This is a genomic window from Tepidiforma sp., assembly GCF_026419595.1.
Taxonomy (GTDB): Bacteria; Chloroflexota; Dehalococcoidia; order Tepidiformales; family Tepidiformaceae; genus Tepidiforma.
Genome location: NZ_JANZZD010000009.1, coordinates 41,127 through 65,208, shown reverse-complemented (window position 1 = coordinate 65,208; position 24,082 = coordinate 41,127). Strand labels below are relative to the sequence as shown.

General features: G+C 70.7%; 26 protein-coding genes and 1 other RNA gene. 16 read left to right on the top strand and 11 right to left on the bottom strand.

The genetic code is table 11. From position 1 onward, the window contains the following. Positions 1 to 106: 106 nt before the first annotated feature. From N2041_RS06890 to N2041_RS06875, 4 genes are all read left to right on the top strand, one after another. Positions 107 to 1,258: an acyl-CoA dehydrogenase family protein gene (locus N2041_RS06890; protein ID WP_297677137.1), complete on the top strand. Its 1,152-nt coding sequence runs from the start codon at positions 107 to 109 to the stop codon at positions 1,256 to 1,258. After that, positions 1,255 to 2,157, top strand: a complete 903-nt coding sequence (locus N2041_RS06885) for an ABC transporter ATP-binding protein (RefSeq protein WP_297677135.1) — start codon at positions 1,255 to 1,257, stop codon at positions 2,155 to 2,157. The genes N2041_RS06890 and N2041_RS06885 overlap by 4 nt, the downstream gene beginning before the upstream one ends. Next, positions 2,154 to 2,954 (top strand): ABC transporter permease subunit, encoded by an 801-nt coding sequence (locus N2041_RS06880; protein WP_297677133.1) that lies wholly within the window; start codon positions 2,154 to 2,156, stop codon positions 2,952 to 2,954. Before N2041_RS06885 ends, N2041_RS06880 begins: the two co-directional genes overlap by 4 nt. A 136-nt stretch (positions 2,955 to 3,090) precedes the next feature. Further along, positions 3,091 to 3,360 carry a flagellar biosynthesis anti-sigma factor FlgM gene (locus N2041_RS06875; protein ID WP_297677131.1) on the top strand — a complete coding sequence of 90 codons (270 nt, stop codon included), beginning with the start codon at positions 3,091 to 3,093 and terminating at the stop codon, positions 3,358 to 3,360. On the opposite strand, the gene N2041_RS06870 is transcribed toward N2041_RS06875, so the two are convergent. After that, positions 3,357 to 4,745, bottom strand: coding sequence for a CoA transferase (locus N2041_RS06870; RefSeq protein WP_297677129.1), 1,389 nt, complete (start codon positions 4,743 to 4,745; stop codon positions 3,357 to 3,359). The genes N2041_RS06875 and N2041_RS06870 overlap by 4 nt on opposite strands. Further along, positions 4,745 to 5,152 (bottom strand): hotdog domain-containing protein, encoded by a 408-nt coding sequence (locus N2041_RS06865; protein WP_297677127.1) that lies wholly within the window; start codon positions 5,150 to 5,152, stop codon positions 4,745 to 4,747. Before N2041_RS06865 ends, N2041_RS06870 begins: the two co-directional genes overlap by 1 nt. A 91-nt stretch (positions 5,153 to 5,243) precedes the next feature. Here N2041_RS06865 and rnpB point away from each other — a divergent pair. The 5 genes from rnpB to N2041_RS06840 all read left to right on the top strand — a co-directional run bounded on the left by rnpB (position 5,244) and on the right by N2041_RS06840 (position 9,305). Then, positions 5,244 to 5,613, top strand: an RNA gene (gene rnpB / locus N2041_RS06860) — RNase P RNA component class A. A gap of 96 nt (positions 5,614 to 5,709) precedes the next feature. Next, a complete protein-coding gene (gene trxA / locus N2041_RS06855) occupies positions 5,710 to 6,552 on the top strand; it encodes a thioredoxin (protein ID WP_297677125.1) in 843 nt (280 codons plus the stop codon). An 88-nt stretch (positions 6,553 to 6,640) separates the two neighbouring features. Beyond that, on the top strand, positions 6,641 to 7,714 hold the full coding sequence (locus N2041_RS06850; RefSeq protein ID WP_297677123.1) for a hypothetical protein: 1,074 nt from the start codon (positions 6,641 to 6,643) through the stop codon (positions 7,712 to 7,714). 72 nt (positions 7,715 to 7,786) lie between these two features. Continuing rightward, complete coding sequence (locus N2041_RS06845) at positions 7,787 to 8,719, top strand: SDR family NAD(P)-dependent oxidoreductase (RefSeq protein ID WP_297677121.1); 933 nt, start codon at positions 7,787 to 7,789, stop codon at positions 8,717 to 8,719. Positions 8,720 to 8,849: 130 nt separating this feature from the next. After that, the gene (locus tag N2041_RS06840; protein ID WP_297677119.1) at positions 8,850 to 9,305 is read left to right on the top strand and encodes a PAS domain S-box protein; all 456 of its coding nucleotides are present in this window, start codon (positions 8,850 to 8,852) and stop codon (positions 9,303 to 9,305) included. Here the strand turns inward: N2041_RS06840 and N2041_RS06835 are convergent. Then, the gene (locus N2041_RS06835; protein ID WP_297677117.1) at positions 9,295 to 10,032 is read right to left on the bottom strand and encodes a tyrosine-protein phosphatase; all 738 of its coding nucleotides are present in this window, start codon (positions 10,030 to 10,032) and stop codon (positions 9,295 to 9,297) included. The genes N2041_RS06840 and N2041_RS06835 overlap by 11 nt on opposite strands. Before the next feature lie 113 nt (positions 10,033 to 10,145). Between N2041_RS06835 and N2041_RS06830 the strand changes: the two genes are divergently transcribed. Then, complete coding sequence (locus tag N2041_RS06830) at positions 10,146 to 11,237, top strand: M20/M25/M40 family metallo-hydrolase (protein ID WP_297677115.1); 1,092 nt, start codon at positions 10,146 to 10,148, stop codon at positions 11,235 to 11,237. Positions 11,238 to 11,240: 3 nt separating this feature from the next. Here the strand turns inward: N2041_RS06830 and N2041_RS06825 are convergent, their stop codons facing one another. From N2041_RS06825 to yqeC, 3 genes are all read right to left on the bottom strand, one after another. Further along, positions 11,241 to 11,993: an ACT domain-containing protein gene (locus N2041_RS06825; RefSeq protein WP_297677113.1), complete on the bottom strand. Its 753-nt coding sequence runs from the start codon at positions 11,991 to 11,993 to the stop codon at positions 11,241 to 11,243. A gap of 66 nt (positions 11,994 to 12,059) precedes the next feature. Next, a complete protein-coding gene (locus tag N2041_RS06820) occupies positions 12,060 to 12,440 on the bottom strand; it encodes a hypothetical protein (protein ID WP_297677110.1) in 381 nt (126 codons plus the stop codon). Beyond that, positions 12,403 to 13,185 (bottom strand): selenium cofactor biosynthesis protein YqeC, encoded by a 783-nt coding sequence (gene yqeC, locus N2041_RS06815; protein WP_297677108.1) that lies wholly within the window; start codon positions 13,183 to 13,185, stop codon positions 12,403 to 12,405. Before yqeC ends, N2041_RS06820 begins: the two co-directional genes overlap by 38 nt. A gap of 22 nt (positions 13,186 to 13,207) precedes the next feature. Here yqeC and N2041_RS06810 point away from each other — a divergent pair, with 22 nt between their 5' ends. The 5 genes from N2041_RS06810 (at position 13,208) to N2041_RS06790 (ending at position 17,204) form a co-directional block, all read left to right on the top strand. Then, positions 13,208 to 13,825 (top strand): molybdenum cofactor guanylyltransferase, encoded by a 618-nt coding sequence (locus N2041_RS06810; RefSeq protein ID WP_297677106.1) that lies wholly within the window; start codon positions 13,208 to 13,210, stop codon positions 13,823 to 13,825. A 200-nt stretch (positions 13,826 to 14,025) separates the two neighbouring features. Continuing rightward, positions 14,026 to 15,426: a hypothetical protein gene (locus N2041_RS06805; RefSeq protein ID WP_297677104.1), complete on the top strand. Its 1,401-nt coding sequence runs from the start codon at positions 14,026 to 14,028 to the stop codon at positions 15,424 to 15,426. Between the two features lies 1 nt (position 15,427). Then, positions 15,428 to 15,967 (top strand): GNAT family N-acetyltransferase, encoded by a 540-nt coding sequence (locus tag N2041_RS06800; RefSeq protein WP_297677102.1) that lies wholly within the window; start codon positions 15,428 to 15,430, stop codon positions 15,965 to 15,967. Positions 15,968 to 16,005: 38 nt separating this feature from the next. Then, the gene (locus tag N2041_RS06795; RefSeq protein WP_270056785.1) at positions 16,006 to 16,341 is read left to right on the top strand and encodes an RNHCP domain-containing protein; all 336 of its coding nucleotides are present in this window, start codon (positions 16,006 to 16,008) and stop codon (positions 16,339 to 16,341) included. After that, positions 16,338 to 17,204, top strand: coding sequence for an acyl-CoA thioesterase II (locus tag N2041_RS06790; RefSeq protein WP_297677099.1), 867 nt, complete (start codon positions 16,338 to 16,340; stop codon positions 17,202 to 17,204). Before N2041_RS06795 ends, N2041_RS06790 begins: the two co-directional genes overlap by 4 nt. Here the strand turns inward: N2041_RS06790 and N2041_RS06785 are convergent. The 5 genes from N2041_RS06785 to N2041_RS06765 all read right to left on the bottom strand — a co-directional run bounded on the left by N2041_RS06785 (position 17,201) and on the right by N2041_RS06765 (position 22,665). Further along, a complete protein-coding gene (locus tag N2041_RS06785; RefSeq protein WP_297677098.1) occupies positions 17,201 to 18,481 on the bottom strand; it encodes a dihydrolipoamide acetyltransferase family protein in 1,281 nt (426 codons plus the stop codon). The two genes, N2041_RS06790 and N2041_RS06785, sit on opposite strands and share 4 nt — an antisense overlap. 4 nt (positions 18,482 to 18,485) lie before the next feature. Then, a complete protein-coding gene (locus N2041_RS06780; protein WP_297677096.1) occupies positions 18,486 to 19,469 on the bottom strand; it encodes an alpha-ketoacid dehydrogenase subunit beta in 984 nt (327 codons plus the stop codon). Between the two features lie 3 nt (positions 19,470 to 19,472). After that, positions 19,473 to 20,462 carry a pyruvate dehydrogenase (acetyl-transferring) E1 component subunit alpha gene (gene pdhA, locus N2041_RS06775; protein WP_297677094.1) on the bottom strand — a complete coding sequence of 330 codons (990 nt, stop codon included), beginning with the start codon at positions 20,460 to 20,462 and terminating at the stop codon, positions 19,473 to 19,475. Continuing rightward, a complete protein-coding gene (lpdA, locus tag N2041_RS06770) occupies positions 20,459 to 21,880 on the bottom strand; it encodes a dihydrolipoyl dehydrogenase (protein ID WP_297677092.1) in 1,422 nt (473 codons plus the stop codon). Before lpdA ends, pdhA begins: the two co-directional genes overlap by 4 nt. Positions 21,881 to 21,990: 110 nt before the next feature. Beyond that, a complete protein-coding gene (locus N2041_RS06765) occupies positions 21,991 to 22,665 on the bottom strand; it encodes a bifunctional 2-polyprenyl-6-hydroxyphenol methylase/3-demethylubiquinol 3-O-methyltransferase UbiG (protein WP_297677090.1) in 675 nt (224 codons plus the stop codon). Between the two features lie 61 nt (positions 22,666 to 22,726). Here N2041_RS06765 and N2041_RS06760 point away from each other — a divergent pair, with 61 nt between their 5' ends. Next, positions 22,727 to 24,073, top strand: a complete 1,347-nt coding sequence (locus N2041_RS06760; RefSeq protein ID WP_297677088.1) for an aspartate aminotransferase family protein — start codon at positions 22,727 to 22,729, stop codon at positions 24,071 to 24,073. The last annotated feature ends 9 nt before the right edge of the window (positions 24,074 to 24,082 follow it).

Below are 24,082 nucleotides of genomic sequence, written 5' to 3'. Positions count from 1 at the left end.
CCGCCCAGTATAGGCCACCGCGGCCGGCCGCCGCGCAGGCCTCTCGCCCCTCGACACTGCCCCGCTACACTATCTCCGGCCGCAACTGCGGCTGGAGCCCCTGCACATGGATTTCCGCCTCACCCCCGAACAGCAGGCCTTCCAGGCTGAAGTCATCGATTTCATCGAGCACGGCCTCCCCGCCGGCTGGGACGAAGAGTTCGACTCGCTCGAAGACCGCCTCGCCATCGAACGCGACATCATGAAGCGGCTCGCCGCGAAGCGCTGGCTCGCGCTCCCCTGGCCGAAGGAGTACGGCGGCCTCGGCGCTTCCCCCATGCAGCAGATGCTCTTCAACGAGCAGATGGCCTACCACGGCGTCCCCGGGACCGTGAACATGGGCGTCGCCTGGGTCGGCCCCGTCGTCATGCTCTACGGCACCGAAGAGCAGAAGGCCCGCTACCTCACCCGCATCGCCGACGGCACCGACCTCTGGTGCACGCTCTACTCCGAGCCCGGCGCCGGCTCCGACCTCGCCGCCATGCAAACCCGCGCCGTCCGCGACGGCGACGACTACATCATCAACGGCCAGAAGATCTGGACCACCTTCGGCCACTACGCCGACTGGGGCTGGCTCGCCGCCCGCACCGACCCGAACGCCCCCAAGCACAAGGGCATCTCCACTTTCGCCGTCAAGATGGACAGCCCCGGCATCACCGTCCGGCCCCTCGTCAACATGGCCGGCACCCATGAGTTCAACGAAGTCTACTTCGAAGACGTCCGCGTGCCCGCCAGCCAGCTCATCGGCGAGGAGAACCGCGGCTGGTACAACGTCGCCGTCGGCCTCGACTTCGAACGCTCCTCCATCGGCGCCACCTCCAACGCCCGCCGCACGGTCGATGACCTCGTCGCCTACCTGAAGGAGCGCCGCGGCCGCACCCCCGACGCCATCCGCCACCGCATGGCCGAACACGCCATCGGCGTCCAGCTCCTCCGCAACATGGCCTACTACATCGCCTCGCAGCAGGAGAAGACGGGCATCGCACCCACCCGCGAAGCCCAGATGGCGAAGCTCTTCGGCGCCGAACTCCAGCAGCGCATCGCCGGCACCGCCGTGCAGATCTTCGGCATGGAAGGCCAGGCTGCCCGCCCCGGGTCGAAAGCGCTCCGCTACCAGTACCTCCTCCTCCGCAGCGTCGCCAACACGATCGAAGGCGGCACCTCCGAAATCCAGCGCACCGTCATCGCGACCCGCGGGCTCGGGCTGCCGCGCGAATGACCCCGGCCGCCGCGCCCACGATCGCAACGCGCGGCCTCACCAAGCGCTTCGGGCGGCTCACCGCCGTCGATGACCTGGACCTCGCCGTCGAACGCGGCGAGGTCTTCGGTTTCCTCGGCCCCAACGGCGCCGGCAAGACGACGACCATCCGCCTCCTCCTCGGCTTCCTCAACCCCACGGCCGGGTCGGCCGAGGTCCTCGGCGGCACTGGCGCCGACCCGGCCATCCGCCGCCGCATCGGCTACCTCCCGGCCGACCTTGCCATCGACCCGCGCTACACGGCCCGCGACGTCATCGAGTTCTTCGGCGCGCTCCGCGGCGGCTACGACCGGCAGTTCACCACCGGCCTCCTCGAACGGTTCGCCCTCGACCCCACCCGGCCCGTCGGCGAACTCAGCACCGGCAGCCGCCGCAAAGTCGGCATCGTGCAGGCCTTCATCCACCGCCCGGAGCTGCTCATCCTCGATGAGCCCACCTCCGGCCTCGACCCGCTCCTCCAGCAGGAGTTCCACCGCCTCATCCGCGAAGAAGTCGCCCGCGGCGCCACGGTTTTCCTCTCCTCCCACGTGCTTCCCGAGGTCGAAGCCCTCGCCTCGCGCGTCGGCATCCTCCGCAAGGGCCGCCTCGTCACCGTCGCATCAATCGACGACCTCCGCCGGAAGGCCCGCCAGCGTATCGACATCTTCACCGCCGGCCCCGTCCCGCGCGGGCTCTTCGAAGCCGTGCCCGGCGTCCAGTCGGTCGCCTACCACGACGGCGGCGTTCAGCTCGTCGTCGAAGGCTCCGTCGACGCCGTCATCAAGGCCGCCGCAACGCTCACCGTCGAGCGCATCCACACCCCGGGCCAGGACCTCGAAGACCTCTTCCTCGAGTACTACGACGCGAGCGACGAAACGTGACCATCCTCCGCCGCGCCCTCCGCGACCGCCGCAGCGCCCTCCTCTGGTGGATGCTCGGCCTCGCCGTGCTCAACCTCTTCACACTCGCCTTCTACCCCACCGTCCGGGGCCAGCAGAACTTCGACGAGGTCGTCCAGCAGATGCCCGAGGCGCTCCGCGCCATGTTCGGCATGGAGGACGGCGTGTCGCTCAGCTCCGCCCCCGGCTACCTCTGGGCGCGCCTCTTCGCCTCGCTCCTCACGGTCCTGCTCGTCATCTACGGCATCGTCGGCGGCGCCGGCCTCATCGGCGGCAGCGAAGACGACGGAACGCTCGAGCTCATCCTCGCCAACCCCGTTTCGCGCGCCGCGGTCGCGCTCCAGCGCTTCCTCGCGCTGGTGCTCCTCCTCGCCGGGCTCACGCTCTTCGCCGCCGTCACCCTCGTCCTCATGGCGCTGCCGTTTTCCGCGCTCGAAGGCATCGATGCCGGCGGCCTCGCCGTTGCCTTCGGCGGTCTCTTCAGCCTCGCGGTCCTCCACGCCGCGGTTGCGTTCGCCGGGGGCGCCATCGCCGGCCGTCGCGGCCCCGGCCTCGCCGCCGCGACGGTGCTCGCCGCCGGCGGCTTCCTCGCACAGGGCCTGCTCGCCGCGGCCGGCGCCCCGGCCTGGGTCCGCAACCTCAACCCCTGGCACTGGTACCTCGAGCGCAACCTCCTCGCCTTCGGCCCCCGCTGGGAGGCCGTCGTCCCCGCGCTCGTTCTCGCGGCCATCCCGGTCGCCGCCGGCATCCTCGTATTCCGCCGCCGCGACCTCCGCTGAGACCCTCCAGCGGCGGGGACAGGGTTCTCCCTGCTTTCCGTTTGTGAAAATTCCGAAAGAATCCCGTCGGAACCCCTGCGCACTCATCCGCCACGTGCCGTCCACCATGGTGTAACGCCCGCGCGGAGGTGCCACCATGGCCGCATCGAACCAGGACCCGAAGCCCGCTGTCGTCCCCTTCGACGACCGCACCCGCCGCATCCTCGAGCTCCGCGAGCTCATCCGTACCGGCCGCTACTGCCCGGACCCGCGCGAGGTCGCCCGGGCCATCCTCGAGCACGCCCGCACGGCCCCGGCGCTCGACGACGCCCAGGCAGCGCCGGCCGAGGCGTTCGATCCGTCCCGCTTCATCGTCCGCCCGGCCCCGGCGCACCGCGCGCAGGCGGAGGTGCGCGCCGTCTCCTAGCTTCGCGCCAGCCAGCGCGGCTCGCCGCTGCCGGGCGGCGCCGTCGGCAGCTCCCAGTGCGGGTCCGTCTCCGACATCCGCAGCGCCGGCCGCAGGTACCGCATCGGCCCGTAGCCCGTCTCCCGTTCCAGCATCACGCCCGAAAGGTCGCCCGTGCCGCGCGCCGCTGCCGGGTCGAGGTCGTCGCCGAGGTCGAAGTACCACATGCTCGTCCGCGCCAGCGATACCCGCACGAGCCACGACCCGCCCTCCAGCGCCCGCCGCCGGAGCGCCATCATCGCCCCGAGCGCGCCGAAGTACCCCGTCGTGTAATCGTTCATCGCCGCTGGCGCCAGCACGGGCGCGCCGCCGGCCCCCTGCCGCACGCAGACGCCCGTCGTCGCCTGCGCGAGCTGCTCCCAGCCCGGCCGCCCGTCCCATGGGCCGCCGAACCCGAAGGCGTTCTCTGCGACATAAATGATGCCGGGCCGCAGCTCCGCCGCCTGCCGCGGACCGAACCCGCGCCGCTCCAGCGACCCCCACTGGAACCCCTGCGAGAACACGTCCGCGCCCCGCACCAGCTCGCGGAGGGTGGCCGCCTGTTCCGGGTCGTCGAGGTCGAGATGCGCCTGCCGCTTGCCGTGGCCCGTGTCCATCTCGAACCGCTCGATCGTCGGCAGCTTCGGGCTCGCGATGTGCAGCACGTCCGCGCCGTGTTCCGCGAGCGTCCGCGCGACCGTCGGCCCGGCCAGCACCCGCGTGAGGTCGAGCACCCGAACGCCGCGCAGCGGCCGGTCCGCTTCGGCAAGCGGTTCCGGCGGCGCATCGCCGATCGGCTCCAGCGTCACCACCGGCTGCGCCGCGAGCACCTGCCCCTGCGGGTGCCCGGCCCACTCCTCCCGCGTGCGGCAGACCGCCGCGCACAGCCCCTTCGCGGCCAGCGCATCCTCCAGCTCGAACGCCCCGCGCCGCCGGGTCGCTGCCGCGATCTCCTCCGCCGTCGCGCCTTCGCCGAGCCCCAGCTCAGCGAGGATGCCCGGCCCGTGCGTGAAGCTCCCGTGGAGGTGGATGAACCGCCCGTCGCCGCACGGCCATATCGCCGTCACGTTCGAACCCGCGCGCGGCGGCGGCGCGCCCGCCTGCCCGTTCACCTCCAGCACCATGTAGCTCCGGAGCGACGCCGCGGCATGCCGCACATCCACCGGGATCGCCTGCTTCCGCCCGCCGCGCAGCGCCCACAGCCGCGCCGCTTCCTGTCCGACGAGCGCCAGCGCCACCGCCGCGCCCTCACCGAGGTGGAACGGCGAGGGCAGGACCGGGTCCTCGCCGGTGATCGCGATGTCCAGCGCGGGGTCCAGCTCCAGCCCGCCGCGCGCCGCGAACCACGCCGCCCGGTCGCGGTCCATCAGCGGCCTCCCGCCCGCTTCGCCGCCAGCCGCCCCTCGAACCGTCCCCGGTCGACCACGAACCGCTGGTGTGTCCCGTGGCCCACCTGCTCCGCCCCGTCGTGCGCCGTCCACTCGAAGTCGAACCGCCGCCCGTCGACCGCGACGAGCCGCACCTCCGCCGTCACCTCCATCCCCTCAGGCGTCGCCGCCGTGTGGTTGATCACGATCTGCGCCCCGACCGTCATCTGCCCCTCGTCGAGGTGCTGCGCCATCCACTCCGCCGCCGTTTTCTCCACCAGCGCGCCCAGCGCCGGCGTCGAAAACACGTCCGGCGTCCCCGCCACGATCCGGCTCGCGAAATGCTCCGGCGCGCACCGCACCGAACCGCGCGCCACCGCACCGACCTGCATCGCTTCGATGCCCATCTGCCAGTCCCCCGGTTCCGAACTGCCGCCGCATCATACCGGACCCGCCGCCGTCGACAGCCTCGCCCCGCACGCGGGACAATAGAAGTGTCCAGCAGGCCGGGCAGCCGCTTCCCGCCCAGCGCGGGGAGAGGAAAGTCCGGACTCCACCGGGCAGGGTGCCAGGTAACGCCTGGGCGGCGCGAGCCGACGGAAAGTGCAACAGAAACATACCGCCGCCAGCCCGCGGCACCGGGCAGGCGGTAAGGGTGAAATGGTGCGGTAAGAGCGCACCGGCGTCCCGGTAACGGGGCGGCCGTGCAAACCCCACCCGGAGCAAGGCCGAATAGGGGAGGAGGGTGCCCGGCCCGTCATCACTCCCGGGTTGGCCGCTAGAGCGCGGCAGCGATGCCGCGCCCAGAGAGATGGCTGCCGCCCCGCTCCGCGGGGTACAGAATCCGGCTTACAGGCCTGCTGGACCCACCCCCGGCGCACGCCGCCCAACACCCGTTCCATACCCCCTCCGGGTATGCTACGATCGTCGCAACACCACGAACTTTCCCGACGGAGTGCACCCGATGCCTGCCGCAACCGTCATCGAAGTCACCGACGCCACCTTCGCGAACGAGGTGCTCGAGCGCTCGAAAACCCTCCCCGTCGTCGTCGACTTCTGGGCCCCCTGGTGCGGCCCCTGCCGCATGCTCGGTCCCGTCATCGAAAAGGTCGCCGCCGAGAACGAAGGCCGCGTCGTCCTCGCCAAGCTCAACACCGACGAAAACCCCCGCACCGCGATGCAGTACCGCATCCAGGGCATCCCGGCCGTCAAGGCCTTCAAGGACGGCAAGGTCATCGCCGATTTCACCGGCGCCTACCCTGAGCCCCAGGTCCGCGCCTTCTTCCAGAAGGTCATCGGCGCCGCCGGCACCGGCGCCTCCACCGCCGACGACCTCCTCCGCAAGGGCGACGTCGCCGGCGCCGAGCGCGAATACCGCGCCATCCTCGAAAAATCCCCGAACGATGCCGGCGCCATCGTCGGCCTCGCGACCATCCTCCTCGCCCGCGGGGCCCGCGCGGAGGCCGAAAAGCTGCTCGAACGCGCGCCCACCGACCGCCGCGCCAAGGCGCTCAAGCACCGCATCTTCCTCGATGAGTTCCGCCAGAAGCACGCCGGCGAAGACCTCGAAGGCGAGGCCCGCCGCAACCCCCGCGACCCCCGCGCCCGCTACCGCTGGGGCGTCATGCTCGCCGCCCAGGAGAAGTACGAGCAGGCGCTCGACGAGCTCCTCGAATCCGTCCGGCTCGACCGCTCCTTCGCCGACGGCGCTGCGCGCAAGGCGATGCTCGCCATCTTCGACATCCTCGGGCTCGACTCCCCGGTCACCCGCGAGTACCAGCGCCGCCTCTCGAGCATCCTCTTCTGAGCCGCGCCCGCGCCCATCGCCCGTACCCCGGTCCCGGGAGATAATCGCGCCAACATAACCCTCCCGGGACCGCCCCATGATCATCCACATGGCCGAAGGCGCAACTATCGAGCAGGTGGAGCGCGTCATCAACCGCATCACGCAGGACTACGGCCTTCGCTGCGAAACCATCGTCTCCAGCACCACCGTCATCGGCGTCAAAGGCGTCGCCTCCGTCGTCGATGAAGGCCGCATCCTCGAACTCCCCGGCGTCGACCGCGTCATCCGCATCACCGAGAAGTACAAGGACGCCTCCCGCACCTTCCATCCCGAGGACACCATCGTCTGGATCGACGGCCGCGTCCCGGTCGGCGGCCCCCACCTCACCTTCTTCGGCGGTCCCTGCGCTATCGAATCCGAGCAGCAGGCGCTCGAATCCGCCCGCATCGCCAAGGCCGCCGGCGTCGACGTTCTCCGCGCCTTCGTCGATAAGTCCCGCACCAGCCCCTACGACTACCGCGGCCTCGATATCAAGAAAGGCCTCGAAATCGCCGCCGCCATGAAGGCCGAGACCGGCCTGCCCACCGTCTCCGAACTCATCGACCTCCGCCACCTCGACCTCTTCCTCGAATACGGCATCGACGTCATCCAGATCGGCGCCCGCAGCGCCCAGTACTCTCCCCTCCTCGAAGAGCTTTCGAAGGTCGACAAGCCCGTCATCCTCAAGCACGGCTTCGGCAACGACATGAACGAGTGGCTCTGCGCCGCCGCCTACATCATGTCCGGCATCGACCGCGAACGCCGTTCCGTCTCCGAGGGCAACCGGAACGTCATCCTCTGCTACCGCGGCATCAAGAGCTTCGAAACCGAAACCCGTTTCGCCGCCGACGTCGGCATGATCCCCATCGTCCGCCTCAAGTCCCACCTGCCCCTCATTGCCGACCCCTCCCATTCCTCCGGCGATCGCAAGCTCGTCGAGCGCGTCACCTACGGCTTCGTCGCCGCCGGCGTCCAGGGCATCGAGTTCGATATCCATTCGAACCCGGCCGAAGCCCTCTGCGACGGCAAACAGGCCGTCAACCACGAAGCGGCCCGCATCATCGAAAACGCCCGCCGGATCCACGCCCTCCTCGCCGGCGTCGGCATCGAATCCGGCAGCTCGGTCGCCGCCGCCGCGAAATAGCCGCCGGGGAAGCCCACACGCCCGCGATGGCGTAGCATTCGCTCGCACATCCGCTTCCTCGGAGGAACACCCATGGCAGTCCGTCTCGATGGCCAGGTCGTCCTGGTCACCGGCGCAGGCCGCGGCCTCGGCCGCGCCTACGCCATCGACCTCGCGAAGCACGGCGCGAAGGTCATCGTCAACGACTTCGGCGGCTCGGTCTCCGGCGAGGGCCACGACGACACCCCCGCCCAGCAGGTCGTCAACGAAATCAAGGCCCTCGGCGGCGAAGCTATCGCCGACGGCGGCGACGTCGGCAGCTTCGAAGACTGCTACAAGATGGTGAAGCTCGCCATCGACACCTGGGGCCGGCTCGACGCCGTCGTCGCCAACGCCGGCATCCTCCGCGACGTCACCATCCACAACATGAGCGAGCAGGACTGGGACAGCGTCATCCGCGTCCACCTCAAGCAGTGCTACAACCTCGCCCACCACGCCTGGCCCGTCTTCCGCCAGCAGTCCTACGGCCGCTTCGTCATGGCCACCAGCACCTCCGGCCTCATCGGCAACTTCGGCCAGGCGAACTACGGCGCCGCGAAGGCCGGCATGTACGGCCTCATGAACGTCCTCAAGCTCGAGGGCGAAAAGTACAACATCAACGTCAACCTCATCGCCCCCGCCGCCCAGACCCGCATGACCGCCAACCTCATGGGCCGCGACCCCAACGACCCCGAGCGCGCCGTCGTCATGGCCCCTGAGCACGTCGCCCCCGCCGTCACCTACCTCTGCTCCCCGCAGTGCGAAGAGAGCGGCATCTGCATCGCCGCCTCGGGCGGCCGCTACTCCCGCATCGCCATCGTCGCCAACCGCGGCGTCAGCTACGACCCCCACGAGTTCAAGGATGCCGACTGGTTCGCCGAGAACTGGGGCAAGATCACCGACCTCTCCGACGCGTACGTGCCGTGGTCCTTCCGCGAGACCCGCGAAGGGCACTACGCCGCGAAGAAGGCCGCCAGCCAGGGCTGATTCGCCGCCCCGGCACCGCAGCGGGCCGGCCCGGGTGCTCCCCGGCCGGCCCGTTTTCGCGTCGAACCGCGCTGGAAACCGTCCCGCGTTCGGCGTACCGTCCCCGGCATCACACCGCCCGGAGGCCGCCATGGACGCTGCCCTCGCCGCGCTGCTCCTCCAGCAATCGCCCGACGCCGTCATCTTCGCCGGCACCGACGGGGTCATCCAGGTCTGGAACCCCGCCGCCGAGGCTCTCTTCGGCTACCCCGCCAGCGGCGCTATCGGCAGCGACCTCAACATCATCATCCCCGAGCAATTCCAGGACGCGCACTGGAAGGGCTACGACCGCGCCCTCGCCGCCGGCGAAACGAAGTATCGCGGCCACGCCCTCGCGACCCGCGCCCGCCACCGCGACGGCCACGAGTTCTACATCGAGATGACCTTCGCCATCGTGAAAGACGAGGCCGGGACCGTCCTCGGCGCGCTCGCCCACTGCCGCGACATCACCGAACGCTTCGAACGCGACCGCCAGCAGCGCCGCCGGCTGCGCGACCTCGAAGCCGAACTCGAACAGCTTCGCCGGGGCAGCGGCGCTACGCCGTGAGCCGCGCCCGCACTGCCGAGAGCGTCGAATCGCTCACCCCGATCGCCCGTGCGTACCCTTCCGCCGATCCGAACCGCTCCCGCAGGTGGCGCAGCGTCGCCTCCATGTCCTCCCGCGGGGCAGCGAGCAGCGCGGCCGCCCGCTCCTCGTCGTATCCACGCTCCCGCATCTGCGGCAGCCACTGGTCCTTGAGCGGCGCGAGCAGCAGCTCCGTCACGGTGTAGTCCTCGATGATCGTCGCGTCATCGACCCCGGCGAGCTCCAGCAGCAGCGCCGCTGCGACGCCGGTCCGGTCCTTTCCCGCCGCGCAGTGGAAGAGCACCCGCCCTTCGGCCTCCGCCAGCGTCTCGAACAGTGTCCGGTACGCGGCGGTGCCCATCTCCAGGAACATCGCGTAGACCGCCGCGAAGCCCGGGAACTCGTTCGCCAGTCCGACCGGCGAGGCGTCGTGCTGGAAGACCGGGGCATGCACCACGCGGATGCCGTACCGCAGCATGTCCGGCGTCACGTCCCGCTCCCGCTCCACGTCCGAGCGGAAATCGACGATCGTCAGCACGTCCTGCTCGCGGAGCTGCTCGAGCCCCCGCTCCGTCAGGCGGTGCAGGCTCGCCGAGCGAATCGTGACGTCCGTCGTCACGGTCCCGCTCATGGTGCGGTAGCCGCCCAGGTGGCGCACGTTGTGCGCGACTTCGAGCCGAAGCTCCCGGCTGAGGGTAGACGTTTCCATACTTCCACCGTGCCACGCCCGCGTGAAACGTTCATTAACGGCGCGAGAAATGTTTCTGCGTCCGCCCCCGCGTATCCTCTCCCGCGCGAGACCCCGCGCCCGGAGTTCGTCCCGTGATCACCCGCGACCGCATCGTGCAGACGTTCCTCGATCTCGTCGCCATCGATTCCCCGTCCGGCGACGAGGACCGCATCGCCGCCGAGCTCGAACACCGCCTCCGCGCCCTCGGCCTCCGGGCCGTGCAGGACGCCGCCGGCAACGTCCTCGCCCGCCTGGAGGGCACCGGCGATCCGGTCCTCCTCTCCGCCCACATGGATACCGTCGAGCCGGGCCGCGGCATCACCCCCCGCTGGGATGGCCCGGATATCATCCGCAGCGACGGCTCCACCATCCTCGGCGCCGACAACAAGGCCGGCTGCGCCGTCATCCTCGAAGTCCTCCAGTCGCTCATCGAAGACGGCGGCCCCCACCGCCCGGTCGAAGTCGCCATCAGCCGCGGCGAGGAAGTCGGCCTGGTCGGCGCTGCCAACATGGACTACTCCCGAATCACCGCGCGCATCGCCATCGTCATCGACAGCGGCGGCCCGCCATCCAGCATCCAGGGCCAGGCGCCCTACCACTACACCTACGACATCGAGGTCCATGGCCGGAGCGCCCATGCCGGCCTCGAACCCGAAAAAGGCATCCCCGCCATCACCATCGCCGCCGAGATCGTCGCCGGTCTCCCCCAGGGCCGCCTCGACAGCGAGACCACCGGCAACGTCGGCATCATCCGCGGCGGCCTCGTCCGCAACGCCGTGCCCGACTACTGCCTCGTCCAGGGCGAATTCCGCTCCATGGTCGAAGAAAAGGCCGAGACACTCGCCCGCAACGCCCGCCGCCATATCGATCTCGTCCGCGAGCGGCACCCGGGCGCCCGCATCGATGTCCGCCTCGGCATGGCCTACCCGGGCTACCGGCTCGAACCCGGCGACCCCGCCGTCGACCTTCTCTTTCCCGTCCTCCGCTCGCTCGGCTTCGAACCGAATCCCCACCCTGTCGGCGGCGGCACCGATGGCAACGTCTTCCGCGGCCGCGGCATCAGCGCCGTCGTCATCGGCCGCGGCGGGTACAACCAGCACACGAAAGACGAATATCTCGTCATCCCCGAGATGCTCGACTGCGCTCGCGTCGTCGAAGCCGCGGCCCGATCCGGCGCGGGCTGACGATCAGGCCGCCCCGAGCGTGATGGCGCGCGCCGGCAGGCTGCCGAGCCCGGGGGGCGCCGGCTGCGGCCTGCCCGCAGTGCCGGCCCCGAGCGCTGGCGCTACCGCCATCGCCAGCGCCTCCAGCCGCTCCAGCTCGCCCCGGTAGAACGGCACGTTCGTGCACCGGAACGCCGCCGCGATATCCGTCCCGCCCAGCGGCGCCAGCGCCACCCACGCTGCGCGCGTCTCGGCCGCGAACGCCGCCGGCGCCCAGCCCTCGCCCGCGGGGAACGCCGCCGCGACCCCCTGCGCCAGCACCCACCGGCCCGCGAACGGCTCGCGCGGGCCGATGACCGCCGTCGCCGGCAGCCCGGCTACCGGTACGAACCCGCCCGTATCGATGCATCGCAGCACCGCGGCGCGGTCGGCCCGCATCACGCGAATGATGCCGCTCACCGTGCGCGCCGCTGCATCGACCCGCGTCGGGGCACCGGTCGCCGCCGCAACCGCCCGGCCCATCTCCACCGCCGGGTCCGCGACCGGCGCATCGAACGTCCGCACGCTCACCTCCGGCCAGAACCCCCCAATGGCCGCGCCGATGTCTTCGGCGGTCGCCGCCTCCAGCAGCAGGTCGTCGACCACGAGCTCGCCCTCGTGCGATACCACATCGAGCCGGACGATATCGACCCGGTGCGCCGCGAGCGCGGTCGTGACCGCCGAGAGCGCCCCCGGCCGGTCGGGCATCGTGATGCGGATGGAGCGGACGACTGCCATATCTCGAGGATGCCAGCCGCCCGTTGCCGCCGCATTTCGAGCGCATTTCGCCCGTGTTGCGCCGTCTCAGGGCAGCGTCTCGCGTTCGAACGTGCCGTTCGCCAGCTCGCTCAGCCGCCGGGCGAGCGCCCCGCTCCCCTTCCGCACCGGCTCGAACCGCCACGCGAACGCCTCTTCGAACACCTCCGCCGTCGCCCGCGGCACGGCGCCCTCCCGCGCCATGATCCACGCGCCCGCGAGCAGCCGCAGGTGGTAAATCGTCGAGCCCCGGTACGTCTTCGCGTCCAGCTCCTCGACCATCGCCGCGAACTCGCCAGCCACCCGCTCGGCCAGGGCCGCCGCCGGCAGCTTCACCAGCGGGTCCCGGTCCACGACCCGCCCGAACGACGTCATCAGGTTGCCGTAAATCTCATCCGTGATGCGCGGCCGGCGCCGAAACCATCCCATGTCGTTTCACCCCGTACACGATGCCCAGGTGGGCGGTCGCGATGACCACCGCCTCGAACCCGCCGGCGGCCAGTGCGTCAGCGAGCCGGGCCGCGTCCCCGCCCCCGCCGAACCCGGTCGGCGCGTTCAGCAGCGCCATCAGCCGCGCGCCGGCCGGCACCCCCTTCCTCCCGCCCTCCGGGTGGAGCAGCACCGCCGCCATCGCCTCTGCCGTCAGCGCCTGCCCGGGCTGCAGGCCGCACAGCCGCGCGGCCAGCTCCGGCCGGTGCACCCACCGTTCATCCAGCGGCTGCCCGAGCGCCTGCAGTCCCGCGCAGACCACCACGTGCGTCGCCGCGCCGGGGATGACAGGCTCGTGCGCCGCCGGCGCCTTGAACGGCCGGTGCGCCGACCCGTCTGCCTCCACCAGCACCAGCCTGCCCGGCGCCCGCAGCCCGTCGAGAACCCCCGGCGCGAAACCGAGCAGCCGCCCCCGGTCCCCCTCCCCGCTGACCAGGGTGACCGCGCCGCCGGCAGCCAGCGTTTCAGCGTACCGTTCCGCCAGCCCGTCCGCGTGCGTCACGACGATGGGCGGCATCGGCAGCCCCGCCGGCCGCGTGAACTTCACCGTCGTCGTCACCGCCGCCGGGATGCGGCGCGCCTCCGCCTCGAGCGCAAGCCGGAATACGAGGCTCGTCTTGCCCCCGCCGCCGACGGCGGCCACCATGGACCCGGGGCCAGCGCCGAATGCCTCCAGCAGCGACATCCCTCCCATCCTACGGTCTCCAGTGAGCCGCGGCATCGAGGCGGTCATCCTCGCCGGCGGCCGCAGCACACGCTTCGGCCGCGACAAAGCCTCGGCCCCGCTCCGCGGCCGCCCGCTCCTCCAGTGGGTCGCCGGTGCGGTCGCCCCCGCTGTGGACCGCATCGTCATCGTCCGGGCCCCGGGCCAGCCGCTGCCGGCCATCGACGTTCCCCTGCCGGTCGAAGTCGTCGAAGACGAGCTGCCCGGCCTCGGCCCGCTCGCGGGCCTCGCCGCCGGGTTCGCCGCCGTCGAGTCGGACCTCGCCTTCGCCTGCTCCTGCGACGCCCCGCTCATCGCCCCCGCGCTGGTCGCCCGCCTCGCCGCCATCGCCCGCGAAACCGCCGCCGATGTCGTCCGGCCGCTGGTCGGCGGCTTTCCCCAGCCGCTCGTTGCGGTGTACCGCCCCGCCGCCTGCCTCCCCGCCTTCCGCCGCGCGCTCGAGACCGGCGCCGGCGGCCTCCGCATCGTCGCCGCCTGCGAAGGCCTCCGCGTCATCGAACCGGGCGAAGCCGACCTGCGCCCCGTCGACCCGGACCTCCGCAGCTTCCTCAACGCCAACACCCCCGAGCGCCTCGCGGAGATCGACTGCCTGCTGGGGTGACCGGGCGGGCCATGCCAGCCCGCTTACCCTCGGTTGACACGCCTGGGGGGCACCCTATGATCGAGCCAGAGGCCCGGCACCCTCGAAGTTCCGGGCGCACTGCCTCCTCGGCAGTGTCCGGGATCGGGCTCGCGCCGCGGGGCGCCGCCCCTCCATCGGCTCCCGGCCTCCGCCGGTAACCAACTCGGAGTGGGACACCAGTGACGACACTCGAACGGCCTCGCACGGTTGGCGAACTGCGCGCCTCCGGCTACCGCGTCCTCCCCGTCCGCGAGGAGATGCGCAAGAACCTCATCGCCAAGATCCGCAGCGGCGAACCCCTCTTCCCCGGCATCTACGGCTACGAAGAAACCGTCATCCCCCACATCGTCAACGCCATCCTCGCCGGCCAGGACATCATCTTCCTCGGCGAGCGCGGCCAGGCGAAATCCCGCATCATCCGCTCCCTCGTCTCCCTCCTCGACGACGAAATCCCCATCCTCGCCGGCTGTGAAATCCCCGAAAACCCCTTCGAACCCATCACCCAGGCCGGGCGCGACATCCTCGCCGAGAAGGGCGACGACGCGGAGCTCGAGTGGCTCCCGCGCGACAAGCGCTACGGCGAAAAGCTCGCCACCCCCGATATCACCATCGCCGACCTCATCGGCGAGGTCGACCCCATCAAAGTCGCCGAAGGCCGCTACCTGAGCGACGAGCTCACGATCCACTACGGGCTCATCCCCCGCACCAACCGCGGCATCTTCTGCATCAACGAGCTGCCCGACCTCGCCGAGCGCATCCAGGTCGGTCTCCTCAACATCATGGAAGAGCGCGACGTGCAGATTCGCGGCTACCGCATCCGCCTGCCGCTCGATGTCTTCATCGTCGCCTCCGCCAACCCCGAGGACTACACCAACCGCGGCCGCATCATTACCCCGCTCAAAGACCGCTACGGCGCGCAGGTCCGCACCCACTACCCGACGCGCATCGAGTACGAAATCGACATCATGGAAGCGGAGCACCACCCGGTGCCGGCCGACTTCGACGTCGCCGTCCCGCAGTACATGAAGGAGATCATCGCCGAGATCAGCCGCCTCGCGCGCCGCAGCCCGGATATCAACCAGCGCTCCGGCGTCAGTGTCCGCGCCTCCATCGCCAACTACGAATCCATGCTCGCCAACGCGCTGCGCCGCGCCATCGTCACCGGCGAAGACCGCGTCGTCCCGCGCGTCAGCGACCTCCCCTACGTCGTCCCCGCCCTTTCCGGCAAAGTCGAATTCGAAACCGTCGAGGACGGCCGCGAAGACCAGATCATCGAGAAGCTCATCCAGGGCGCCGTCGTCGCCGTCTTCAACCGCTCCTTCAACCTCGGCGAACTCGAGCCCGTCGTGAACCGCTTCAAGGCCGGCGTCGCCGTCGAAGTCGGCGATATGGTCCCGTCCCGCGAGCACGCCGCCATCGCCCGCCAGATCGAAGGCCTCATGCCCGCCATCGACAAGCTCGGCGGCAGCCGCAGCGATGCCGAGACCGCCGCCGCGCTCGAATTCATCCTCGAAGGCCTCCACCTCAACAAGCGGCTCAACAAAGACCGCGTCGGCGGCAAAACCCAGTACCGTGGCTAAGGTGACCGCCACCGACCTCCGCATCCGCGACATCGAACCGGCTGGCCCCCTCTTCGAGGGGGCCATTGCCGTCTACGGCGACTCCTTCGCCGAGCCCCCCTACAGCGACCTCGACCGCGGCCGCGAAGTCCGCGCCCGCATCCGCGACACCCACCGCCACCGCAAAGGCTTCCGCTTCCTCGTCGCCGAATCGGAGGGCGCCGTCCTCGGCATGGCCTACGGCTACCGCGGCGAAGACGGCCAGTGGTGGCACGACGCCGTCGCCCGCTGGCTCGGCCCCCGCAAATCCGCCGAATGGCTCAGCGACGCCTACGAAGTGGTCGAAGTCGCCGTCGCGCCCGCCGCGCAGGGCCGCGGCATCGGCACCGCGCTCGTCACCGCGCTGCTCGAAGGCCGCCCGGAGCGCACCGCCGTCCTCAGCACCCGCACCGACAGCCGCGCCCACGAGCTCTACCACCGCCTCGGCTTCGAGTACCTCGCCGAGATGACGTTCACTGCAGGCGGCTGGCCCTTTTACATCATGGGCCGCCGCCTCCGCTGACCGTAATCGCAGCCGGCGCTACCTTTACTCCCAACCCCATGCCCGATGCCGAGACCTTTCGCTGCATCAAATGCCGGAGCACGGTCGAAACCCTCGCCTTCGGCACCACCCAGCGCAACCACTGCAACCAGTGCCTCTGGAGCCGCCACGTCGACAATTTCCCGGGCGACCGCAAGGCCGCCTGCGGCGGCCCGATGGAGCCGCTCGCCGTCTTCGTCGCCCCCGATGGCGAATGGATGCTCATCCACCGCTGCAAATCCTGCGGCGTCCTCCACGAAAACCGCATCGCTGGCGACGACAACCTCATGATCCTCATGGCCATCGCCGCCCGGCCGCTCGCCAATCCACCCGTCCCCCTGGAGTACCTCCCGTGACCCGCAGCCGCGCCCTCGACCTGCTGCTCCAGAATCTCCAGCTCGAACGGCTCGACCGCGACCTCTTCCTCGGCCAGCCGGGGCCCGGCACCGGCCGCCTCTTCGGCGGCCACGTCGCGGCCCAGTCCGTCATGGCCGCCGGCCTCACCCTCGAACCCGGCGCCGGCTTCATCCATTCCCTCCACGCCTACTTCCTCAAGGGCGGCACCCACGACGTCCCCATCCGCTTCGTCGTCGACCGCATCCGCGACGGCCGCACGTTCTCGACCCGCCACGTGGTCGCCTACCAGGGCGGCGAAGCGATCTTCGACCTCTCCGCCTCCTTCGCCCGGCCCGAAGACGGCGTCGCCCACCAGGACGTCATGCCCGGCGCGCCCCCGCCGGACGGCCTCCCCGACTGGGAGGACGTCCGCGGCGAAATCCTCGAAGACGCCGAGCGCCGCCGCCGCTCGCAGCCTATCGAAATCCGCGTCGTCGACCCGGACCTGCCCGGCGAGCGGCTCCCTGCCCGCCGCCGCATATGGATGCGCCCCAACGGCGAGCTCCCGGATGACCCGCTCATCCACGCCGCGGTCCTGACCTACGCCAGCGACCGCACCCTCCTCTCCACCGCTGCCCGGCCCCACGGTCTCACCTGGGGCCGCCGCATGTCGGCGAGCCTCGACCACGCCGTCTGGTTCCACGGCCCCGTCACGTTCAACGATTGGGTGCTCTACGCCAGCGAAAGCCCGGTCGCCCGCCACGCGCGCGGCCTCATCTTCGGCTCCATCTGGACTCCGGGCGGCCTGCGCATCGCCTCCGTGGCGCAGGAGGGCCTCATCCGCATCCCGCGCGACCGCGTCGAAGACCCGCCCGGCCGCTAGAGCGCGAGCGTCGCCGGCTGCTCCAGGATGCCCCGGATCTCCGTGATGAACCGGGCGCCTTCCGCCCCGTCCGTCACCCGGTGGTCCGCACTCAGCGCCACCTTCATCACCTGACGTACGACGATCTCACCGTCGCGCACCACCGGTTTCGGCATCACCGAGCCGACGCCGAGAATGGCGGCCTGCGGCGGGTTGATGATGCCGATGAGCGTCTCCACCCCGTAAGCGCCGAGGTTCGTTATCGTGAACGTCCCCTCGCCGTACTCTGCCGCGGTCAGCTTCCCGGCCCGCGCCCGTTCGATGAGATCCTTCGTCTCCTGCGCGATGCGGCCCAGCGACTTTGCCTGGCAGTCGAGCACGGCCGGCGCAATCAGCCCCTCATCCAGCGCGATGCCGATGCAGATGTTGATCCGCTCGTGCATCCGCAGGCCCTCTTCGCTGTAGGCAGCGTTGAATTTCGGGTGCCGCTCCAGCGCAATCGCGCACGCCTTCACGATCAGGTCGTTGATCGTGACCTTCTGGCCCTCCGGCAGCCCCGCGTTCAGCTGCGCCCGGAACGCCAGCGCGTCCGTCATGTCGATGTCCAGCGTCAGGTAGTAGTGCGGCTGCGTCTGCTTCGAGAGCGCCATGCGGTGCGCAATCGCCTTTCGCATCTTGCCCAGCTCAGCGACCTCGCCTGCCGCCGCCGCGGGACCCGGTGCGGGCCGGGGCGCCGGAGCTGGCGGGGCGGCAGGCTCCGGCGCCCGCGCCGGCGCTGCGGCCGCGCCCCGTGCCGCAATCGCGGCCTCGACGTCCCGCCGCAGGATGCGGCCGTCCGGCCCCGAACCCTGCAGCCCGCGGATGTCGAGGCCCGCTTCCTTCGCAATCTTCCGCGCCACGGGACTGATCCGGATGCGGCCGTCCTCCGGCTCAGCGGCCGCCGGCGCCGCCGCGGCCGGAGCCGGCTCCGGTTTCCGCGCTGCCGCCTTCACTTCGGGCTCGATCTCCCGCTTCGCTGGCGGCGGGACCGGCTTCCGCTCCACCTCGGGTGCGGCTTCGCTCGGTTCCCCGAGGATGGCGATGACATCGCCGACCGGCACGATGTCGCCCTCGTTCGCGACGAGCTTCAGGATGGTGCCCGATTCGAACGCCTCGAGCTCGACCGTCGCCTTGTCCGTCTCGATCTCCGCGATGACGTCGCCCCGCTTCACCGGGTCGCCGACCTGCTTCAGCCAGCGCACGAGCGTTCCCTCGATCATGTCGGCGCCCATCTGCGGCATCGTCACTTCGATCGTCACCGGCCTACTCCTTGAACATCCCGAGGACCGCTTCCACGACGTCCTCTTCCGACGGCAGCGCGTGGAACTCCAGGTTGCGATTGTAGGGAAGCGGCACATCCTTGCACGCCACCCGCGCCACCGGCGCGTCCAGCCAGTCGAAGGCCCGCTCCATGATTTGCGCCGCCAGTTCGCCGCCGAACCCGCCGAACTTCCACGCATCCTCCACGATTACGGCCCGGTTCGTCTTTTTCACCGACCGGATGACGGTGTCCATATCCAGCGGCCGCAGCGTCCGCAGGTCGATGACCTCCGCACTGATCTCCTCCTGCTGCTCCAGCAGCTCGGCCGCCCGGATCGCCTGGTGGACGCTCCCGCTGTAGCCCACGATCGTCACGTCCGTTCCCTCGCGCACGACGTTGGCCACCCCGAATTCGACCAGGAAATCGGGATCGTCCGGCACCTCGCCGCGGAGGCCGTAGTTCGCCGTGTGTTCGATGAAGATGACCGTGTTCTGGTCGCGAAATGCCCGCTTGAGCAAGCCCTTCCCATCGGCCGGCGTCGAGGGACAGACCACCTTGAGGCCCGGGAAGTGCGCGTAGAGACCCTCGAGGCTGTGGCTGTGCGTCGCCGCCAGCTGCGAACCGCCCCCGCTCGCCATCCGGATCACGAGCGGCACGGTGATCTGCCCGTTCGACATGTGGAGCAGCTTCGCCGCGTTGTTCACGATCTGGTCCAGCGCGAGGAAGCTGAAGTTGATCGTCATGATCTCGACCATCGGGTGCAGCCCGCCCATCGCCGCACCGATCCCGATGCCGACGATGGCCGATTCCGCGATCGGCGTATCCCGCACCCGCTCCTCGCCGAACTCTTCCAGCAGCCCCTTCGTCACCGCGTACGAACCGCCGTACAGCCCGATGTCCTCGCCCATCAGGAAGATCCGCTCGTCCCGGAGCATCTCCTCGCGCAGCGCTTCCCGGAGCGCGTCCCGCATCCGCATGATGGCCATCGTCTACTCCTTGTAGAGGTGGTCGAAGAGCGTATCCAGCGCCGGCTGCGGGCTCCGTTCCGAAAACTCCACCGCCTCATCGACGACTGCCGTCGCCCGCGCGTCGATCTCCGCGAAGCCCTGTTCGTCGAGCATCCCGGCCTCCATCATCTGCCGCTTCAGCCGCTCGATGCAGTCCCGCTGCTTCGCTTCCTCGATCTCCTCCTTCAGGCGGTACAGCTCGGGGTCAGCCATCGAATGCCCGCGGTAGCGGTACGTCATCGCTTCGATGAAGTAGGGCCCCTTGCCCGCCCGCGCATGCGCGACCGCCTCCCGGGTGGCCGCATACACCGCCAGCACGTCCATCCCGTCGACCGAGACCGCCGGCATGTTGTACGCCGCCGCCAGCTTCGGGATCTCCGTCGAGAGCGACGCCTTGAATGGCACGCCCATCCCGTACAGGTTGTTCTCGCAGAAGAAAATCGTCGGCGTGTTCCAGAGCACGGCCATGTTCAGCGCCTCGTGGAATTCGCCTTCGCCCACGCTCCCGTCGCCGAAGATGCAGAGCGTAACGAAGTCTTCGCGCTTCATCTGCGCCGCGACGCCGAGCCCGACCGCCAGCGGCAGGTGGGCCGCCACGATCGCATACCCGCCGAGGAACCCTTTCTCCACGTCGTACAGGTGCATCGAGCCGCCGCGTCCCCCAGCGACGCCCGTCGCCTTGCCGTACAGCTCGGCCATCACCCGGTTCGGGTCCACCCCCCTCGCCAGCGCGTGGCCGTGGTCGCGGTAGTGCGTCAGGATCTTGTCGCGGTCCTCGAGGCAGTTGATGGAGCCCACCGCGCACGCCTCCTGCCCCGTGTAGAGGTGCAGGAACCCGCGGATCTTCCCCTTCGTGTACAGCTCGCCGCACTTCTCTTCGAAATGCCGGATGAGCACCATCTGGTAGAGGAACATCCCCAGCCGCTCCGCTCCCAGCTCGCGCATCAGCGCGCTCTGCACGTCGGTCGTCATGCTGTCACGGCTCCTTCCCGCGGCGCAGCCCGCCGCTTCGCGATGTGGATCGCCTCGCCATCGGCCGCCAGCGCGGCCTCCTTCAGCGCTTCCGGCAGCGTCGGATGCGCGTGCACCGCAAATCCCAGCTCGGCAGTCGTCGCTTCCAGCATCGCTACCATCGTCGCTTCGCCGAGCAGGTCGTTGATGTCGTGGCCGACCATGTGGATGCCAAGCACCTGGCCCGTCGCCGCATCGACGACGACCTTTACGAACCCCTCCGTGTGCCCCGCTGCCACCGCCTTTCCCAGCGCCGTCAGCGGGAACCGGCCGGTCTTCACCTCGAAGCCTGCCTGCCGCGCGCCCGCCTCCGTGTACCCGATCGAGCCCGCCTGGGGCTGACAGAAGGTCGCGCGCGGCATCTGAACGTAATCCGGCTCCGGGCGCTGCAGGCCCGCAATCGCCTCCGCCGCGAGGACGCCCTGCTGCGACGCCACATGCGCCAGCATCAGCTTGCCGGTCACGTCGCCGACCGCGTACACCCCCGGGACGTTCGTCGCCATCCGGCCGTCGATGTCGATGAACCCGCGGGTCGTGCGCACTCCCGCCGCCTCGAGCCCCAGTCCCTCCGTCCGCGGCGTGAACCCGACCGCGACCAGCACGATCTCCGCCTCGATCGCCGATGCGCTCCCTTCCGCCTGCGTCCGCACCAGCGCGCCCGCCGAAGTCCGCTCGATGCCGGCGACCCGCGTTCCGACCAGGCACCGAATGCCGCGCGCCTCGAAGCTCCGCTTCAGCAGCCGGCCGATCTCCGGGTCCTCGAGCGGCAGCAGCGTCTCCATCAGCTCGATGAGCGTCACTTCGCTGCCGTAGCTCGCCCACAGGTGCGCGAACTCCACCCCGACCGGCCCCGCGCCGATGATGGCCGCCCGGTGCGGCGCATCCCGCCGCGCCAGCGCCTCACGGCTCGTGATGACCGTCTCGCCGTCTGGCTCCAGCCCCGGCAGCACCCGCGGCGCGGCCCCCGTCGCAATGATGACGTTCGCCGCCCGGTGCTCCGCTCCGCCCACGGAGACCGTCCGCGTCCCGGTCAGCCGCGCCTCTGCGGCGATGAGCTCAACGCCGTTGTCCCGCAGCAGCCCTTCGACGCCGCCGACGATCTGGTCGACGACCCGCCGGCTCCGGTCCACCGCGGCGCCGTAGTCGAACCGGACCCCTTCCGCCCCGATAAGCCCCCACGCCGCGCCCTCCCGCACCGCGTTCACCACGTCCGCGTTCTTCAAGAGCGCCTTGCTCGGGATGCAGCCCCAGTTGAGGCAGAGCCCGCCGACCCGCTCCTTTTCGAAGACCGCCGTCTTCAGGCCCAGCTGCGCCGCGCGGATCGCTGCCACGTACCCGCCGGGCCCGCCCCCGATGACTGCGACGTCCCACTGAGCCATAGCGTCCTCCTAGACTACCATAGCGAGTATCGAACGGTCCCGGGCATGGCCGCAGTGCGCCGCCCCTCCACTCTGCCGGAATCCGCAACCGCCTGTCTATCCGGGGACGTTTACGATTCCTGCCCCGCTCGCCCGCGGAACACATCCACCTGCCCCGGCCGCCGCAGCACGTACAGGGCGTGCGTCCGCAGCACCGGCACCGCCGCCAGCGGCCCGTACAGCCACGGCGCGAACCGTCCGATGCGCCGCGCGATCGGCGGCGCCAGCGTCAGCGTCTTCGTCCGCATCGGGCACCGCGGGAACCACCGCCGCACGTCATCTTCGAGGACCGGGTGCACGTTCGGGTTCGCCGGGTTCCGCCGCCGCATGTCGTACACGAGGATCAGCCCGCCCGGCCGCGTGATCCGGACCAGCTCGGCCGCGATCCGCTGCGCCACGTCCTCGTCCGGCACCGAGCTGAACAGCGTGAACGCCAGCGCGAGGTCGAACGCCCGGTCCGGCTCCGGGATCCGCTCGGCGCTCCCCTCGTGCACGCGGATATCGCTCGCGTGCGCCCGGCAGTAGGCCACCGCCCCCGGGTCGAGGTCCTGGCCCGCTACGTTCGCCGGCTTTGCGCCCCACTGCACCAGCATCCGCAGGTTGTACCCCGTCGAACACCCGGCTTCGAACGCCCGCAGCTCCGCGAGCGACTGCCAGCCGACCCGCCGGAACAGGCCCGCGAGGTACCGCTCCCGCTCCTGCACCATCAGCAAATTGCCGGGCTGAAGAATCGACTGGTCCGCCATGCCGCATCGCCAATCTACGCTCCCGGCAGCATCGAGAAAAGGCGGTATCATCGCCCTCGTCATGGCCATCGAACAGGAGTACGTCGACCGTCACCCCGGCTCCCGCGCCCTTTACGAACGCGCCGCCCGGGTCCTCCCCAGCGGCGTCACCCACGACAGCCGCTACCTCCGCCCCTTCCCCATTTACGCCGACCGTGCCGACGGCGCGGCGAAGTGGGACGTCGATGGCCACCGCTACATCGACTACGTCGTCGGGCACGGCGCCGTCCTCCTCGGCCACAACCACCCGGCTGTCACCGCTGCCGCGCAGGCGCAGCTCACCCGCGGCACCCACTACGGCGCCAGCCACGAGCTCGAAATCGCCTGGGCCGAAGAGGTCGTGCGCCTGGTGCCTGCTGCTGAGGTCGTCCGCTTCACCTCCTCCGGCACCGAAGCGACGCTGATGGCCCTCCGCCTCGCCCGGGCCGCCACCGGCAAGCCCGCCGTCATCAAGTTCGAACGCCACTTCCACGGCTGGCACGATTACGTCGTCCCTGCCTCCAGCTACGCGGGCCGCGTCCCGCCCGGCATCCCGGCCGCCACCCTCGATTCCGTCCTCGTCCTGCCGCCCTCGCTCGATGCCGTCGACCGCGCACTCGCGGAGCGTGACGACATCGGCGCCGTCATCGTCGAAGCCGCTGGCGCTTCGAGCGGTCAGGTGCCGCTGCCCCGCGGCTTCCTCCAGGGCCTCGCCGAGCGCTGCGCCCGCGCCGGCGCGGTCTTCATCATGGACGAGGTCGTGACCGGCTTCCGCTGGGCGCCCGGCGGCGTCCAGGAGGTCGAAGGCGTCCGGCCCGACCTCGTCACCCTCGCGAAGATCCTCGCCGGCGGATTCCCCGGCGGCGCCGTCGCCGGCCGCCGCGACCTCCTCGAGTACCTCCAGTTCCCCGGTGCGGGGCCGCGGACGGAGAAGGTCGGCCACCCGGGCACGTTCAACGCCAACCCGCTCTCGGCCGCCGCCGGCACCGCCTGCCTGCGCGAAGTCGCCGACGGCGCCCACCAGCAGCGCGCCGCCAGCCTCGCCGCCAGCCTGCGCAGCGGCATGAACGCCGTGCTCTGCGAACTCGGCATCCCGGGCATCGTCTACGGCCAGTCCTCCGCCTTCCGCGTTCACCTCGCCGGTTCCGCGGTGCCCGAAGCCGGCGACGCCGACGGCCGCGACCTCCCGCCCGGCCTCCTCGAAACGCCGATGCCCCCCGAGCGCGCCCGGGTCCTCCAGCTCGCCCTCCTCAACCGCGGCGTCCAGCTCTTCGGCACCGGCGGCATGCTCAGCTCCGCGCACACGGAGGCCGACATCGAAGCCACCCTCGAAGCCTGGCGCGGTGCGCTCCTCCAGCTTCGCGACGAGGGACATCTCGAGCCCGCCTGACGGCATAGC